The 15,643-nt window shown below is 48.7% G+C and carries 13 protein-coding genes; 7 read left to right on the top strand and 6 right to left on the bottom strand.

The window, feature by feature from the left end:
- Positions 1-140 precede the first annotated feature (140 nt).
- The 4 genes from MK185_08505 to MK185_08490 all read left to right on the top strand — a co-directional run bounded on the left by MK185_08505 (position 141) and on the right by MK185_08490 (position 6,369).
- Complete coding sequence (locus MK185_08505) at positions 141-1,178, top strand: metallophosphoesterase (protein MCH2040660.1); 1,038 nt, start codon at positions 141-143, stop codon at positions 1,176-1,178.
- 81 nt (positions 1,179-1,259) lie between these two features.
- Entirely contained in the window at positions 1,260-2,891 is a 1,632-nt protein-coding gene (locus tag MK185_08500) for an alkaline phosphatase D family protein (GenBank protein ID MCH2040659.1), read from the top strand.
- 191 nt (positions 2,892-3,082) lie between these two features.
- Positions 3,083-4,606 carry a hypothetical protein gene (locus tag MK185_08495; GenBank protein MCH2040658.1) on the top strand — a complete coding sequence of 508 codons (1,524 nt, stop codon included), beginning with the start codon at positions 3,083-3,085 and terminating at the stop codon, positions 4,604-4,606.
- Between the two features lie 101 nt (positions 4,607-4,707).
- Positions 4,708-6,369 carry a hypothetical protein gene (locus MK185_08490; GenBank protein ID MCH2040657.1) on the top strand — a complete coding sequence of 554 codons (1,662 nt, stop codon included), beginning with the start codon at positions 4,708-4,710 and terminating at the stop codon, positions 6,367-6,369.
- 75 nt (positions 6,370-6,444) lie between these two features.
- On the opposite strand, the gene MK185_08485 is transcribed toward MK185_08490, so the two are convergent.
- Positions 6,445-7,158 (bottom strand): hypothetical protein, encoded by a 714-nt coding sequence (locus MK185_08485; protein MCH2040656.1) that lies wholly within the window; start codon positions 7,156-7,158, stop codon positions 6,445-6,447.
- A gap of 424 nt (positions 7,159-7,582) precedes the next feature.
- On the opposite strand from MK185_08485, the gene trxB reads away from it, so the two are divergent.
- Entirely contained in the window at positions 7,583-8,539 is a 957-nt protein-coding gene (gene trxB, locus MK185_08480; protein ID MCH2040655.1) for a thioredoxin-disulfide reductase, read from the top strand.
- Between the two features lie 72 nt (positions 8,540-8,611).
- On the opposite strand, the gene MK185_08475 is transcribed toward trxB, so the two are convergent.
- The 5 genes from MK185_08475 to bioF all read right to left on the bottom strand — a co-directional run bounded on the left by MK185_08475 (position 8,612) and on the right by bioF (position 13,212).
- Positions 8,612-9,640 (bottom strand): cyclic nucleotide-binding domain-containing protein, encoded by a 1,029-nt coding sequence (locus MK185_08475; protein ID MCH2040654.1) that lies wholly within the window; start codon positions 9,638-9,640, stop codon positions 8,612-8,614.
- 68 nt (positions 9,641-9,708) lie between these two features.
- Positions 9,709-10,416, bottom strand: coding sequence for a dethiobiotin synthase (bioD, locus tag MK185_08470; GenBank protein MCH2040653.1), 708 nt, complete (start codon positions 10,414-10,416; stop codon positions 9,709-9,711).
- A gap of 20 nt (positions 10,417-10,436) precedes the next feature.
- The gene (gene bioC / locus MK185_08465) at positions 10,437-11,300 is read right to left on the bottom strand and encodes a malonyl-ACP O-methyltransferase BioC (protein ID MCH2040652.1); all 864 of its coding nucleotides are present in this window, start codon (positions 11,298-11,300) and stop codon (positions 10,437-10,439) included.
- A complete protein-coding gene (locus MK185_08460; protein MCH2040651.1) occupies positions 11,300-12,046 on the bottom strand; it encodes a hypothetical protein in 747 nt (248 codons plus the stop codon). The genes bioC and MK185_08460 overlap by 1 nt, the downstream gene beginning before the upstream one ends.
- Positions 12,043-13,212 carry an 8-amino-7-oxononanoate synthase gene (bioF, locus tag MK185_08455; protein MCH2040650.1) on the bottom strand — a complete coding sequence of 390 codons (1,170 nt, stop codon included), beginning with the start codon at positions 13,210-13,212 and terminating at the stop codon, positions 12,043-12,045. The genes MK185_08460 and bioF overlap by 4 nt, the downstream gene beginning before the upstream one ends.
- Before the next feature lie 222 nt (positions 13,213-13,434).
- Here bioF and bioA point away from each other — a divergent pair, with 222 nt between their 5' ends.
- A complete protein-coding gene (gene bioA, locus MK185_08450) occupies positions 13,435-14,739 on the top strand; it encodes an adenosylmethionine--8-amino-7-oxononanoate transaminase (protein ID MCH2040649.1) in 1,305 nt (434 codons plus the stop codon).
- Positions 14,740-14,830: 91 nt separating this feature from the next.
- Complete coding sequence (locus MK185_08445; GenBank protein ID MCH2040648.1) at positions 14,831-15,640, top strand: hypothetical protein; 810 nt, start codon at positions 14,831-14,833, stop codon at positions 15,638-15,640.
- The last annotated feature ends 3 nt before the right edge of the window (positions 15,641-15,643 follow it).

The raw sequence follows: 15,643 nt of genomic DNA, 5'->3' as shown, positions 1-15,643 counted from the left end.
GCTGATATGCTCAGATTCTGTCCGATGACGTTCTGTCTGATCACACTTTTATCAGAAGAATGTATGAAATATAACAATAACATTGATGTAACAATTGGCCGCTAATCTGCGCCGCATCAAAACTCACCGGAGATAAAATAATGAACCACGTGATCTTGTCTAGCATGATCGCTGCGACCTTGATGAGCTCAACGGCTGTCGCCATGTCCAACAAACCAGCACCTGCGCCGGAACCGACACCTGCGCCGGGTAAGGTAGTTCGCTTCATTGCCATTGGTGATATGGGCACTGGTGAAGACGGTCAGTACAAAGTGGCTGCGGTTATGAAAGACGTGTGTGATCAGCGTGGCTGTGATTTTGCTATCGGCCTGGGTGACAACGTGTATGAATCCGGTGCAGATTCAACTGACGATATTCAGTTCAAAACCAAATTTGAAGATCCTTATAAAGACCTCAACTTCCCGTTTTATATGGCCCTGGGCAATCATGATAATAGCTGGATCATTGGTGGTGATGGCCTGAATAATGACAAAGGTGACGTACAAGTCGCATATCATTACAAGTCTGACCGCCCCAGTGATAAATGGAACATGCCAGCTCGTTACTACAACTTCAGTGCGCCAAAGGGAGACGTCAATCCATTGGTTGAATTTTACGCATTGGATTCTAATCCATTGGCCGGTGTGGCAGATGCCGATCCTGAATACTGGCAATTCCCATACCGTAATAAGCAGGCTAACTGGTTTAATCTGGGCATTCAGAACTCCACAGCACCATGGAAAATTGCCTTCGCTCATCACGCGTATTTATCGAATGGTAAACACGGAAATGCCGGTATTTATGATGGGTTTCCGGGGGCCGGTATCATTTACCGTAACTTCTTAAAGGACAATGTGTGCGACCGCGTCGATGTGATGATCGCGGGTCATGACCATGAACTGCAGTGGCTGAAACCAACCGAAAGCTGCGGTAAAACCTTCCACATCGTTTCGGGTGCTGGCGCAAAAACCCGTGATCTAAAAGGTACAAAGAACCCTCACTACTGGCAGAAAGACGGCGTGTTAGGTTTCTTTTACATCGAAATTGAAGGCGACGAGTTCCGTGGCACCGCTTATACCGTCAATAAGGTAAGCGGTGAATACGAGGCTGCCTTTAGCAAGACACTGACCCGCCAATAAGCGGTTCAGAGCACCACGTAAATAATCACCATAAGTAAAAAAACAGCGGCATTTTGAGAGAGTGCCGCAAAGGGAGTTGTTATGTCTGTTTCTCGTCGTTCGTTATTAAAAAACCTGGGTTTGGCCGGCGCTGCTGCTACGGTTGCCGGTCCAACGGCTGCTATGTCCTCGAAGCCAACACCCGATCCACTGGCTGATAAAGATATCGCCGATTTTGGTCATGGTGTTGCTTCCGGTGATCCACTTGCTAACAGTGTGATTATCTGGACCCGTATATCACCAAAAGTAAATGCAGCGATCGATGTGACATGGCGCATCTGTCGTGATGTAGAGATGACCGATGAAGTGAACAGCGGTATTTTCTCAACCAATGCGGATCGCGATTACACCGTTAAAGTCGACGCTGATGGCCTGATGCCAGATAGCTGGTACTACTATCAATTCGAAGCAGGTGACAAAAAGTCAGCGATTGGCCGCACCAAAACTGCAGCAGAAACCGGGCTGGATCGACTGCGTCTGGCGGTAGTTTCCTGTTCCAGTTTCCCGCACGGTTTCTTCAATGTTTATAAAGTGCTGGCTGAGCGTAACGATCTGGATGCGGTGGTTCATCTGGGCGATTACATCTACGAATATGGCGAAGGTCAGTATGATGATAAAGACCTGCGAGCTGAACGAGCGCTGCTGCCTAAGCACGAGATCATTTCTCTGTCGGATTATCGCCAGCGTCATAATCTGTATAAGCGAGACCCTGACCTCCAGGCGGTGCACCAGCAATATCCGTTTATCGTAACCTGGGACGACCATGAATTTGCCAATGACACCTACAAAGACGGTGCCGGTAATCATGATGACAGTGAAGGGGATTTCTACGCACGTAAGCGAGCTGCGAAAAAGGCCTATTTCGAATGGATGCCAATCCGTAACCAGCCAGATGATCTGGAAGCGGTCTACCGTAAACTGCAATTCGGTAATCTGGTGGATCTGATGGTTCTGGATACTCGCGTTGAGGGGCGTGATGAACAGGTTGGCTTCTTCACGCAATCGGAGCGTCATGATCCAAACCGCACATTACTGGGTTTTGATCAGGAGCAATGGCTGCATAACCAGCTGTCTGTTTCGACTGCTAAGTGGAAAATCTGTGGCCAGCAGGTTCAGATCCAGCATATTGGACCAGTGGCTTTGCCGGATAAACTGGGTGGCGGTGCGTCGTTCTTCCTGGACACCTGGAATGGCTACACGGAAACACGTCGTCGCTTATTTAATCACCTTGAAGACAATAATATTGATAACTTTGTGGTGCTGACTGGCGATATCCATTCGACCTGGGTGGCAGACCTGGCTCAGGACCCATACGATCGCCACAAGTACAACGGTAAAACCGGTGACGGTTCATTGGGGGTGGAGTTTGTTACACCGTCGGTAACCTCTCCGGCTTTACCGCCGGTTATCGGTGATGTCGCAGCGGCGGCTCTGAAAGCATCCAGTCCACATCTGAAATACTGCGATATGGTTCATCACGGTTTCTTTATCCTCGATGTCACTGAAGAACGTGCACAGGCTGACTGGTACTTCGTTAACACCATTGAGAAGCAAAGCACTGCTCACTATCACAAGGTTTCCTATAAAACTGACAACGGTGCTAACCGTGTCAGCAAGGCTGGTAGCCCTGTGACCGGAGTCGGCAATCCGGTGCCTCTGGCACCAAAAGCGTAAAAACAAGGCCACAGTGATGTGGCCTTATTTTTTGCTCATTCGATAAAAGTGGTACTAAAGTTCAACGTGGCATATTTTGTCCTTTGGATGATAATAATTATCATTTGTTGGCGCATATTCACACCTCTGATGATAGACTCAGCCCCTTTGTGCGACTAACTTCTTGCCTCAAACTGTGGAGGATAAAAATCATGAACATCGTCATACGCCTGTTCGCCATCTGCTCATTAACATTGTTGACTCAGCTTAGTTTGGCTGCCACCGATGCTGCTAAGGGTGCAATTTACCCGGTTGAAGTCGAAGCGGTTGGTGGTGAGTCTGAGGGCAGCAGGTTTCTGTCTGTTATTGGTAAGGTGAAAGATAAGATCGATACCAGCGTTGCTAAAATAGAACGTCCGTTTGAAGAGTGGGCGTACAATCGCGGTGTGGGGAAAATTCCGAGCGTTTGTCCCGTGGGCTACAGTAATAACGCTGGCCTCTGCGCGAAAGATTGTCCGGCAGGTTTCAGCTCTGTGGGAGGTGTGTGCTGGCAACAGTGTCCTCCTGGTTACTCCGACACGGGTGCTTTTTGTACCTTGTGGAAGTGGTGGCCGAAAACCATCACTAAGCAATCCTGGATTCAGGAACGCAAAGTTAAACAGTGTCCATCCGGCCAGGTGAATGAAGCGGGTCTGTGTTACCAACCCTGCGCAGATACGTTCAAGGGTGTCGGTCCGATGTGTTTTGGTCGTTTTGGTGCTGGTATGGCCAGTCTCATTCGTAATCAGGCGGATGCTCAACACCAGACTGCATTGGCGAATGCCGGTCAAGGCGGCATCCTGGTGCCGAACGGTCAGACTCCGACTCTGAAAACCGATATGTCTTTTGCACCAATCGTCTGTGGTCTGGATGCCATTGAAGGTTTTGCCGGTGTTCCGGTTCCTGATGCAGCTAATCTTGGTGCTTTAGGTGTTGATGCTGCCGGGGGCGCGATTATTGGTGCGATTTCGGATCAAACTAAAGATGAAAATAAGGCATGGTTTGTTCCTACTCTGTCTGAAACCGTGTTGTTCGACTTCTCTGCCGAACTGAGCTGTGAAGATGACGGCACGGTCGCCACGGCGGGTCTGATGATGAAGCCGAGTATTACGGTTAAAGCCTCTACCCGAACCTTCGACCCTGCTTTGCATGCGTTGGCAGGTGTTGATCTAGGGATAATGACGGTATCCGTGTATGAGCTGATTCCATTCCGCATCTACGGCACCGTTGGCACGACTTTGAGCGCCGAGACGACTCTTGAATCGGTTGTTGATCGTGCTCAACCTGCTGTCATTATCAACGACGTGCAGCATGCGAACAGCACCAGTCTGGAAGTAATTCCGCGCATGGAGCTGTGGTTGTCTTCTACCGCATACCTGCGCATCACCTCCATTCTTAACTTCCTTCCTGATCTGCTGCAAATTGGCGCTGACTTTAAATTATGGGTGATGGATCTGGCGATGCCTTACGCTGTTGAAGAGGGTGTTCGTGAGTCTTCAGAGGGGGGCTATGAAACCTATAAAACGGAAACTCTGAAGCGTGAGCTGAGTTCAGGTAATGGGTATGTGAACACATTCCTGAAAGTCCTGGGCATCGATATCAACGCCTTTGGCGACGAAGCGGATCTGAAATGGACCGGCGTCGAAGACAATGCGGTTGAGTTTGTGCGTGAAGAATCTCAGGCGATTGCACAGTAATCAACTACAGCACGTTTAATACATCACTGTATTAGTCATGATATAAAGCCCTTTGGCGCCCAAATAAGGCGCGAAAGGGCTTTTTTGTATCAGGTTTTGGCATGGCTATTTTGAAAAGAATAACAATTGTAATTATCTCTCTGCTGCTGATATCGGCTGGCGCGCTGTATCTATACATCCAATCGCTACCAACCGGAGCGCCTGAATATGTGAACGTACAGGATTTGAATGATTCCGGGCAGCTAATGGCTTTTTCCTGTTCTGCCGGGCAGTCTCTGAATGTGGCTTACCAAGTCACTGTGACGGTCGCGTCTGAATTAAATGGTCACGCCGTTTACGACTCACGCTTAGGTTTTAATATTCATCTGCAGCAAGCCAATGATAATGTCGTTAAAGGTCTTGCTGGTGATATCCGTGTGAATGAAGGTGAGGGAGACTTACCCTTGCACGACGTCTTGTTTCTTACGAAAGCCAATGCTGATCAATATCTGGTGTTTTCCTCGTTTAATTCGCTGGGGTTGATTGAGCGTCATCCCATGGCGATTTTGTCTCAGCTGATGAAAGCACTGTCTGTCGGTAATGATCGGGATAACTATTTTTTCCCATATGACGCGATGCAGCGCACCTATCGTTATCGTCACGATGCCGGGCGTGTTGCGCGTGCCGTGTTTCCGACGACTGCCAACATCGATAAATTTCTGAATTCCTTTAACCAATATCAGAGCGATTGGCAGGTTACTCTGGATAATCACTGTTTGCCGAAAAAAATGCTATCCAACGAGCAACAGCCAATTAGCGCGGCCGGACAACAGGGCTTTATTCGTTTTCGTATCGAAGCTGAGCGTATTGCTGCGACAAAAGATCTGGATCAACTTGAATACAGTGCTTATGCGAACAGTGGTAATCACTGGAATGTTAAACAGGTAAACGGCGATGAGTTCACAGCTGATATCGACGATGAGCAGCAGATGTGGGACGCCATTGCAGGCTTTGGTAACAGTAAAAATGTTGCAGCCCTGAAACAGGCTGCTGATTATATGCTCGACAATTTTTCGGCGTACGACACACGCGATGCTTTGATGGAGGATAATCTTGATGATGCAACCAAGCGCGACTTAATTTTTGCGCTTGGGCTGACAGGCCGCGAGGATGCTGAAGCATTTATGCTCGATATTCTGGCAGCAATGCCACTCAAGGCAGGAACAGCAGTGGATCTGCAAAAAGTGAGGTTGATGGTCTCTTTGTCGAGCAACGATAAGGTAACGCCGCAGACGTTTGATCGTTTCTCGGTATTGGCTAATCAAGTTGATGAATCGGCAAACGTGCGCAATAACGCTTTGATCAATATGGGTACGACGATTCAGACTTTGGAAGTAGCAGGTGAGAGCACAGCAGATCTGCGTGATCGTCTGACAGGTCAACTTAGTAATACCATCGGTCAGGGTGGTAGTCAGTCTGCCAGCGCAATTCTGGCGGCGGGAAATGCTAAAATCTCGGGATTAGAAAATAAAATGGTGGCTGCCCTGGCGAATGGTTCCGATAAGGAGCGTTATGCATCCGGCGCGGTGTTAAGTCGTAACCCTGATTACCGTCAGTCGCTGATCGATCACATCGCGGACGAACCTTCGAATCTTGTAAATAATGCAATTTTGTCGAATTGGGAAGTCAGTGCATTAACGCTTACTCAACGTCAGCAATTAGTCAGTATTGCGGCGAGAGCCGATGCTGAAAAAGCGCAGCTGATTCAACAATTCCTGAATTAACGGGTTGCTATCCGGCATAAAAAAGCAGGGAGTCCGCTAGGGTGTCTCCCTGCTTTTGCCCGGTATGGCTAAACCTTAAGGGCGCAAACGAATTTTCACGTCAACTCCTTCGAGGTTGATATTACTCATCGTAACGTCCCCAAAGTGGGCCCCGGTTGCGCCAGCAACCCGAACATTCTTAAACGCGATCTGTTTAATTTTGGTGGGTACCTTAACATCCAGAGAGCCATCAGCATTGAGCGAGGTCTTTGGGCCTGGTTCGTATTCGATGCCAGTGATTTCCATATCTGCGTCGAGCAAATTAGTCCCCGGAATCAGCGCGCCGGCAAGAGACTCCAGGCTGGTTAAAGCCAGATCATCCTCTGCCGAGGAACTGCCGTTGATAATATCGATCAATTTGTCGTAGTTGGAGCCGACCGCTTGGCCCGTGACGGCACTGAGGTCAGAGTCGGGTATGGATTGAAGCCCGATACGCTCAGATAAGGTTTGCTCGGCGATGGCACGATTGTTATCGATCGCGGCATTGGCGCTGGCTACGAAAGGTTGAATCGGACCTAGCAGTATTGCGCTCACAGCTGCAACCAGACGGTAGCGTGATTGCTTTTTCAATACCCTGCTAAGTTGTTTTTCGGTGATCCAGTTGTGTTCAACTAACACTTCACCCAAACGTTTACCGCTTTTGGCCTGATGAGTCAGGGCCTGATCCAGCTGTTGGCGAGTAATCAGTCCTTTATGAATTAACAGTGTTCCCAATCTGGACTTCTGCTGGATTTCTTGCCGCTTTTGCATGTTGAGGCAACCCTTTTATTGTTGGTTTTTGCTGCGATGTTATGGTGCAGCACAAGCTGAACGACAACAACACATAAAAATTGACGTATCCATTTCGGCTCTGCTGATATCTTTTTAAGCTACTGAAATACATGCAAAAAAATCTATCTGATTACTTTGTAACCTTCGTCAAAAAGGTTCCTGAATCCAGTGTCGGAGTGGACACTCTGTGTATTCTCTCAATTATAGAAGTCGGATACATTTTTGCTCAGCAATAGCTTGTCTATATAGATAGATTAGGAATATTAATTTAACGCTAGAAACCAATAGCGATAAGCTTGGACAAGATTAGTCTTGATCAGACCGGGAAAGTCATTGGGCCAGGCCATCAATACCCCTATAATGCTGATCAAATTTTGAATATTGTGGATTTGGAGACACCAAGGTGAGCGAAGCACGTCATGTTAAGTTATTGATTCTCGGTTCAGGACCAGCGGGCTACACCGCGGCAGTGTATGCAGCGCGCGCCAATCTGAATCCTGTGATGATTACCGGTATGCAGATGGGTGGTCAGCTGACCACAACAACCGATGTTGATAACTGGCCGGGTGATAACGACGGTGTTCAGGGTCCTGCACTGATGGAGCGGATGAAAGCTCACGCAGAACGCTTTGATACTGAAATTATTTTTGATCAGATCAACGAAGTAGAGCTGCAGCAACGGCCGTTTCGTCTGAAAGGCGATAGCGGTGAATACACCTGCGATTCTCTGATTATTTGTACCGGCGCTTCTGCTAAATACCTGGGTCTGGACAGTGAAGAAGCCTTCAAAGGCAAAGGGGTCTCCGCTTGTGCAACTTGTGATGGATTCTTCTACCGCAATAAGCGAGTTGCAGTGATTGGTGGCGGTAATACGGCGGTCGAGGAAGCTCTGTATCTGTCGAATATTGCCAAAGAAGTGGTTGTGATCCACCGCCGTGATAGCTTCCGCAGCGAAAAAATACTGGCCGACAAATTGTTAGATAAAGCGGCAAACGGCAATGTGACTATCAAGTGGAACAGCGAGCTTGATGAAGTACTGGGTGACGATATGGGTGTCACCGGCATGCGTATTAAGAACCGTGATAGCGGCGATACCGAAGAAATCGATCTGGAAGGTATCTTTGTGGCAATTGGTCATCAGCCAAACACCGGTATTTTTGAAGGGCAGCTGGACATGAAAGATGGCTACCTGAAAGTGCAGAGCGGTTCTGAAGGAAATGCGACACAAACCAGCCTCGAGGGTGTTTTCGCTGCCGGTGACGTAATGGATCATATCTACCGTCAGGCAATTACTTCTGCTGGCACTGGTTGTATGGCCGCATTGGATGCTGAGCGTTATCTGGATAATCTGGAAGATTGATTACCCTGATTGCAAAAAACCCGCTAAGGCGGGTTTTTTTGTGCTCTGAATCATGGTTGCAACAGCGGACGACTAAGACTGTTCTGTTGCCGGTTCTGCCAGTGTCAACACTTTCGCCTGGAAGCCGGCTTCGCTAAGAATATAAGCCGCCGCCTCGCCACGTCCTTCCCCCATCAGAACGTGTACGAATTCCTTCGATAATTCGTCGAGATGACCTCGTAATTGTGCCAGAGGAATATTTCGTGCCCGGGCAACGGGATTGGCGGATGCTTCCTGCCGGGTTCGCACATCGATAATCACCGTGCCGGTATCACCATCATCGATCAATTGCTTCAGTTGTTCTTCATTGAGATATTCCAGTACCGGTTGTTTCAGCAGGGTATCAAAGTCTTCTTTGGTTAATACCATCAGTTCGCCATCGCTGCTCATGGTAATGCTGGCATTCCGTGGCATGGCACTGACCAGTGCATCCTCACCAAACAACTGACCTGTGGATAAAGCCGCGAGTGTCTCCTGCTTGTTGCCTTGCTTCCGGCTCACTACGGCTTTGCCGGTTTTGATAACGTAGCACTCGGTACCTTCATCACCTTCTTTAATGATTTCTTCACCCAGTGTTGTGCTGCGCTCCTGAAACTTGGCCAGTAATTGTTGGATGTTCGCCGGAGGAATACGATTGAACAGGTTGGACGTCAGCAGCGCTTCAAGCCAATCTGCTTGTTCGTCTATCTGTTCATAAGATTGGCGCAGCTCTGCCCAGGTGGTGATCAATTCCAGATACTGACGCTTGATCGAGAAGAAGGTACAAGCCGATTGGGTAATACCCGAGCAGCGATGAATCGGATGACTGCTATCCAGAGCCAGAAAGTTCTCATCATCATTACCGGTTACTGTGGTGATGTTAAAACTTTCGTCCGCCAGATCGATTTCCCCTGACAGCAAAAAATGGCATTCATCGTCATGAACGCCGCGTTTAAACAGAATCTTTTTTGCGCCCAGTTGATGTTGACGGAAATGAGGCAGCAGCTCTTCGATAGCGTGTTCGGATAACTCGTCGAACGGCACAAAGTGCTGAATCTGTTCAATATTAATGGCATCTTCCATGGATAAGCTTCACGGTTGAAAGTTCGCCCATGATAGCAAAGCCGTGAATTAATCGTCACGTGCAATATTTACGGCAGTGTCAGGCAATCGGTGATTTGTTGCAGTTGTTCCGGATCGGTGCGATCAATCGCTGCAATAAAAGGCGTATGACCAAGAAAGCTGATACCCTGTTCAGTAAACCATTGCTTTAGAAAAGCCAGGTTTCCGGCCTGAGCTTCCATATTTTCGGACAGGCTATTGGCGACCCAGCCAATCAGTCGGGCGCCACTGTTTTGAACCATGTGTGCGGTCAGTAATGCGTGGTTTATACAACCGAGGCGGAGGCCGACAACCAGAATGATCTCGGCGTCCAGCTCGCAGGCAAAGTCTGCCAGGGTTTCAGTGTTGTTGAGAGGCACCAGCCAACCGCCTGCCCCCTCAACCAATTGAAAATCGACAGTGGCATCTAAACCGGGTTGGCAGGCTTCAAATAATGACGCCTTTGATAGCGAGTTATTCTCTAACTCAGCGGCAATATGGGGAGCAATGGCGGCTCTTAAGGCAACCGGATTATGGGTCGAATAAGGGTGTTGCTCGGAACTGTAGCGACGTAGCAGCTGAGCATCCTCGTTCTGCCACTCTTTGCTGTTATCACCATCGGTTAATTCACAACCAGCAGCAACCGGCTTTAAACCAAACGTGGTTTGGCCTTGTTGTTGGGCTTTTTGTAGCAGGGCAGAGGAAACAAGGGTTTTACCTGCGTCAGTGTCGGTACCGGTAACAAAATAGCGTTTCATGATTTCCCTCGTGAATATGGTTAGCTTTTGCGTAAAACCAGCCAAAATACCTGATAACTCACCGGTAGCTTGCCGTTATTGTCGCGCGGATAAAACTGATCCAGTTGTTTTAGGGCTGCTCGGCCACCCAAACCGGATTTACGACCAGAGTTAACATTAGTCGCCCCAATGGCTTTTAAGCTGCGCAATAATTCCGTTAATGAATCATAATGCTCTATCAGGCGCTCCTGATGCTGGGTAATAATTTCCAGGTTCAGCTGAGCACAGATATCCACCAGGCGCTGTTTTTCGACAAACTGATTTACATGCGGTCGTTCATCAATCTGGTGCCAGGCGTCACTTAATTCCTGCTGTGTTCCGGGCAATAATGTAGCAATCGCCATCATGGAGCCTGGTCTTAATACCCGTTGCCATTCGTTCAGGGTGTGTAACGGGTTTTCACTCCACTGCAGCATCAGGCTGGAAAAAATACCGTTTTTACTATCGTCGTGGAAAGGTAAGTCGTCAGCATCCGCCTGAACAAATTCAAGGCGGTTAATAATGTTGGAATCTGCTGTTTGTTGCTGGGCAAACTGCAACATCCCTTCGGCTAAATCAACACCGGTTAAATGTCGAATGCCTCTTTCCAGCAATGGCTCAAATGCTGCACCCGTTCCACAGCCAATATCCAGCCAGTGACCCAGGTCTTGATTAACCACAGCAGGCAGAAACGTTAATAAACGCTCAATGGCTTGTTGCTGAATCGTTGCGGCACTGTCATAACTTGCCGCAGCACGACTGAACTGTCGGGCAACCTGTTTTTTGTCACGACTGCCACTGTGAGCAGAATGACCCTCAGTATTTTTTTTAGGAGAAGACCGCGAATCAATATTGACAACATTCATTAACAGACTTCTCCCGAATTCAGCTGATATTGCAGTGACTGTATCACTTTGAACAACTCTTTCTGGCTAGGCTCAGCTAAAAAGAAAGCATGGCTGCTTTGCGATGATTCGAAGGCCGGTATTAAACGTCGAGGATTAAAGCTGTCCTGTTGTGCATACCAGTGTTGTTGCGGTATTTCTATTGCTGGAAGCCTGGCGTAATTCAGCCAGTTTAAAGACTCGATTAATATTGTTGCGTCACACAGTTGAGTATTCGACAGCTCACGCATGAATGCTCTTGGTGCGTCTGCATATTGAGTACACAGACCTAAAAAGCGTTTGCCAGTTTTTGCCGGAAACTTTTCCAGATTTTCTGAAAACGCCGCAAAGACTTCTTGCTGCATTCCTTGTGTTGAAATCTCTGGCTGCTGCACAAAGCGCTCACCGGTTGCGAGGGTAATCAGAGCAGTTGGAATATCAGAAACCATCTGAAATTGTTTCAAGGTATGAATGGCTAATGCGCCCCCTAGTGACCAGCCAATACAGATGATTTTTTTGATCGATTGTTGATGACAAATTTGGTTTAACTGATCGGATAGATTCAGGGCGTGAGGCTCCAGGTTGGTTCCCGCAATGTAGTCTGCCCCCAGATGCCTGCCCGACAATTGCTGGTAAAGCGGCGAGAATACTTCAGCAGAAAAACTCCAGCCGGGAAACCAGCAATAAAGCATGTCGGATTCGCTAGCGTTTAATTCTGTCCAGCTCATTGCGTTACCTCAGCAAGCGCTTTTAACAGTCGGTCGATTTGTTCACGAGTGTGACCAGCCGTCAGGGTAATGCGCAAGCGAGCACTGCCAGCCGGAACGGTTGGCGGACGAATGGCACTTACCCACAAACCGCGCTGTTTCAGTTGTTCGCTGATTGTTAGGGCTTTATCGGCATCACCTATTAATAAGGGTTGGATCGCTGAATCGGATGGCATTAACGCCAATCCCAGTTGTTCAGCTTGCTGGCGGAAATACGCAATATGCTGGCTCAGGGTGTTACGCCGCTCAGGCTGTTTCATCAATTCCAGATTAAACAACATGGCTTCCGCCAGAGCAGGGGGCAACGCGGTGGTATAAATATACGACCGGGCAAACTGAACTAAATAATCGATCAGCTCTTCACTTCCCGCAACAAAAGCACCATAGCCACCTAAGGCCTTACCGAGCGTACCGACATAAACCGGCAATTGTTTGTCGCTCAGACCAAAATGATCACGAACGCCATTGCCTTGATTCTTTTCTTCACCACCGAGAATACCCAAACCATGGGCGTCATCGATCATTAAGAGCGCCTGATGCTTATTGGCAGTGCGGGCGAGTTCAGCAACGTTCGCCAGATCACCATCCATGCTGAAGATGCTGTCGCTGACGATCAGTTGCTCTGCGCTGTCCTCGGACACATGTGCCAGCATGTCATCAAGCTGGGCGTAGTCACAATGGCGGTAACGCAACAGTTTCGCGCGGCTCATTTGTGCGCCATCCAGCAGCGATGCGTGGTTTAACTTATCCTGAAAAATCAGATCACCGCGTTGTGCCAGCGCTGAGATGGTTCCCACGTTCGCCATAAAGCCACTGGAGAACAGCAGAGCACGGGGATAGCCAGTGTAATCCGCCAGCGCCTGTTCGAGTTCATGGTGAGCACTTGAATGACCACACACCAGATGCGAAGCGCCACTGCCAAGATTCCACTTGCTGGCGGCTTTCGCCAAGGCATCGCCACCCTCGCTTGCAAGGCCCAGATAATCGTTGGAGCAAAAGTTAATCAGGCGCTGACCATCGAGTTTGACTTCGGCATGTTGCGGGGTTTCCAGCGACACCCGGCGCCGTAACAAATGCCGCTCGTTGCGTTGCTCAAGGGCCTGATGGATACGTTGATTCCAGCTCATAATGATTGCATTGGGTTGGACTAACTCGGTACTGAGCCTGATCAACAGGCAGGGTGATTAATCAAAGAACCGACATCATAAGCAGCACTGAACAGCGGTCAACTAGACAGTAGTTTCCCGGTTTACTGCTTGTGGCAATACAGTCATTATGTCCGCGGTTATTGTTCCACCATGTTTTGTAACCTGGTTTTATTGCTTGCTTTATTGTTTTAGGAGAGCGTTATGTCTGCCACTGAATCTAACTTTCACTCAGCGAATGTGGACCTGGCGTTTGATCGCGAACATATCTGGCATCCCTACAGCTCCATGACCTCACCAGGAAATATCTGGCCGGTAAAAAGCGCCTCGGGTGTGCGTTTGATGCTGGAAGATGGCCGCGAGCTGATTGATGGCATGTCCTCCTGGTGGTGTGTGGTTCACGGCTACAACCACCCGCGCTTAAATGCAGCTGCAACCGAGCAACTGCAGCAAATGAGTCATGTGATGTTTGGTGGCCTTACCCACGCGCCGGCGGTTGAGCTGGCTAAACGTTTGGTCACATTAACCCCAGACGGTCTGGATAAGGTATTTATTGCCGATTCGGGTTCGGTCGCGGTGGAAGTGTCAATTAAGATGGCGATTCAGTATCAGCATGCCCGTGGTAAACCGAATAAAAATCGGATGCTGGCGCTAGAGCATGGTTATCACGGCGATACGTTAGGGGCGATGTCGGTGTGTGACCCTCAGCGCGGCATGCACCATTTATTCTCTGGCATTCTGCCGCAACAGTTTTTTGTACCAGCCCCACAAACGGGCTTTCACGATGACTGGAACCCTGACGATATCGGGCCATTGCGCCAAAAACTGCAACAACATCACGATGAAATAGCTGCGTTAATCCTTGAGCCTATCGTTCAGGGGGCGGGTGGTATGCGTTTTTATCACCCGGAATACCTGCGCCAGGCCAGAGTGTTGTGTGATGAGTTTGATGTGCTGCTAATCGCTGACGAAATCGCTACTGGGTTTGGCCGCAGCGGTAAGTTGTTTGCCTGTGAACACGCAGGAATCACACCGGATATTTTATGTGTCGGCAAAGCCATCACGGGTGGTTATATGAGCCTGGCAGCAACGATGGCCACCGCCCATGTGGCAGAAACCATCAGTAATGGAGAAGCGGGTTGTTTTATGCATGGCCCGACCTTTATGGGTAATCCACTGGCGTGTCGGGTGGCGTGTGAAAGCATCGATTTATTGTTAGAAAACGATTGGCAGGCTCAGGTCGGCCGTATTGAGCAAGGCCTGGAAAAAGGTCTGGCGCCAGCCCGAGAACTCGATTCTGTCGCTGATGTACGTGTATTGGGTGCGATCGGTGTGATTGAAATGAAGCACCCGGTGGATATGGCGACGTTGCAGCCGGCTTGCGTTGAACGTGGCATCTGGATTCGACCATTCGGTAAGCTGGTGTATGTCATGCCACAGTTCATTATGAGCGATAATGACGTAGCGCTATTAACGGCGGGTATGGTTTCTGCTTTGCAGGCTGAATAGTTTGTGTAGATCAATCTGGTTTCTATTTTGCAAAAATTCGTTTTAATGCGTGGATTTTAAGGTCATTAAATAAAAATTATAAAGGTATAGCGTGCTGAGTTTTTTTAAGTCCAAACCTCTGGTGGATCAGAGAACAGCTGATTGGGTTTTTGATACCTTTGCCTGGGCATTACAGCATTTTGATGCGGATGAGTTTTTTAACCGCACGCAACTGGTATTGCCAAGCAACGATTTTTTCCCAGGCAGAGTCTCAAGTGTCGAAGAAAAAGCGGCCAATATTTTTCAACATAGCCAGCGTTATGCCGGTTTGAATCGTTGGCCATTTCAGCTGTTATCGAGTCAGCAGTTGCGGCAGGAGCCTCAGTGCCAGATACCGCCAGCACCTCAACCTGGGCTGGAAAAAATTCAACGCAACTCGCTATCCGTTTCAAACCCCGTTGAAATGAATAACGAACGGATTCAGTCACAACAACCGCTACAGGTTTTTTATAATCCTCAACAAACGTTGAAGCCGGAAGACATGGCCGCCAGTTACGCCCATGTGTTGGCGCAACATCTGGTTATTCAGGGGCGGATATTACCACCGGGTGGTCAGAATCTGTTTATGGAGGCCAGTGAGCTGTTAGCCGGGTTTATGGGCTTTGGTGTGTTACTCGCTAATTCTGCTTACACCATTCGCGGTGGCTGTGGCAGTTGTTATAACGCCATGGCCAATCGTCAACCAGCACTCACAGAGTATGATAGTGTTTTTGTGCTGGCGCTGTTTTGTCAGCTAAAAAGCATTGATCGTAAAAGCGCTACTCGTTATCTGAAAAAACACTTACACGGCCCCTACAAGTATGCGGTGAAGCAAATTGAAGCCGAGCCTGATAAACTGGCAGCCTTGCAACAGTTGCGTTAAAAC

Source organism: Saccharospirillaceae bacterium (assembly GCA_022448365.1).
Lineage (GTDB): Bacteria > Pseudomonadota > Gammaproteobacteria > Pseudomonadales > Oceanobacteraceae > Bacterioplanoides.
The sequence above is the reverse complement of the archived record's forward strand: the minus strand, read 5'-3'. Positions and strand labels throughout refer to the sequence as shown.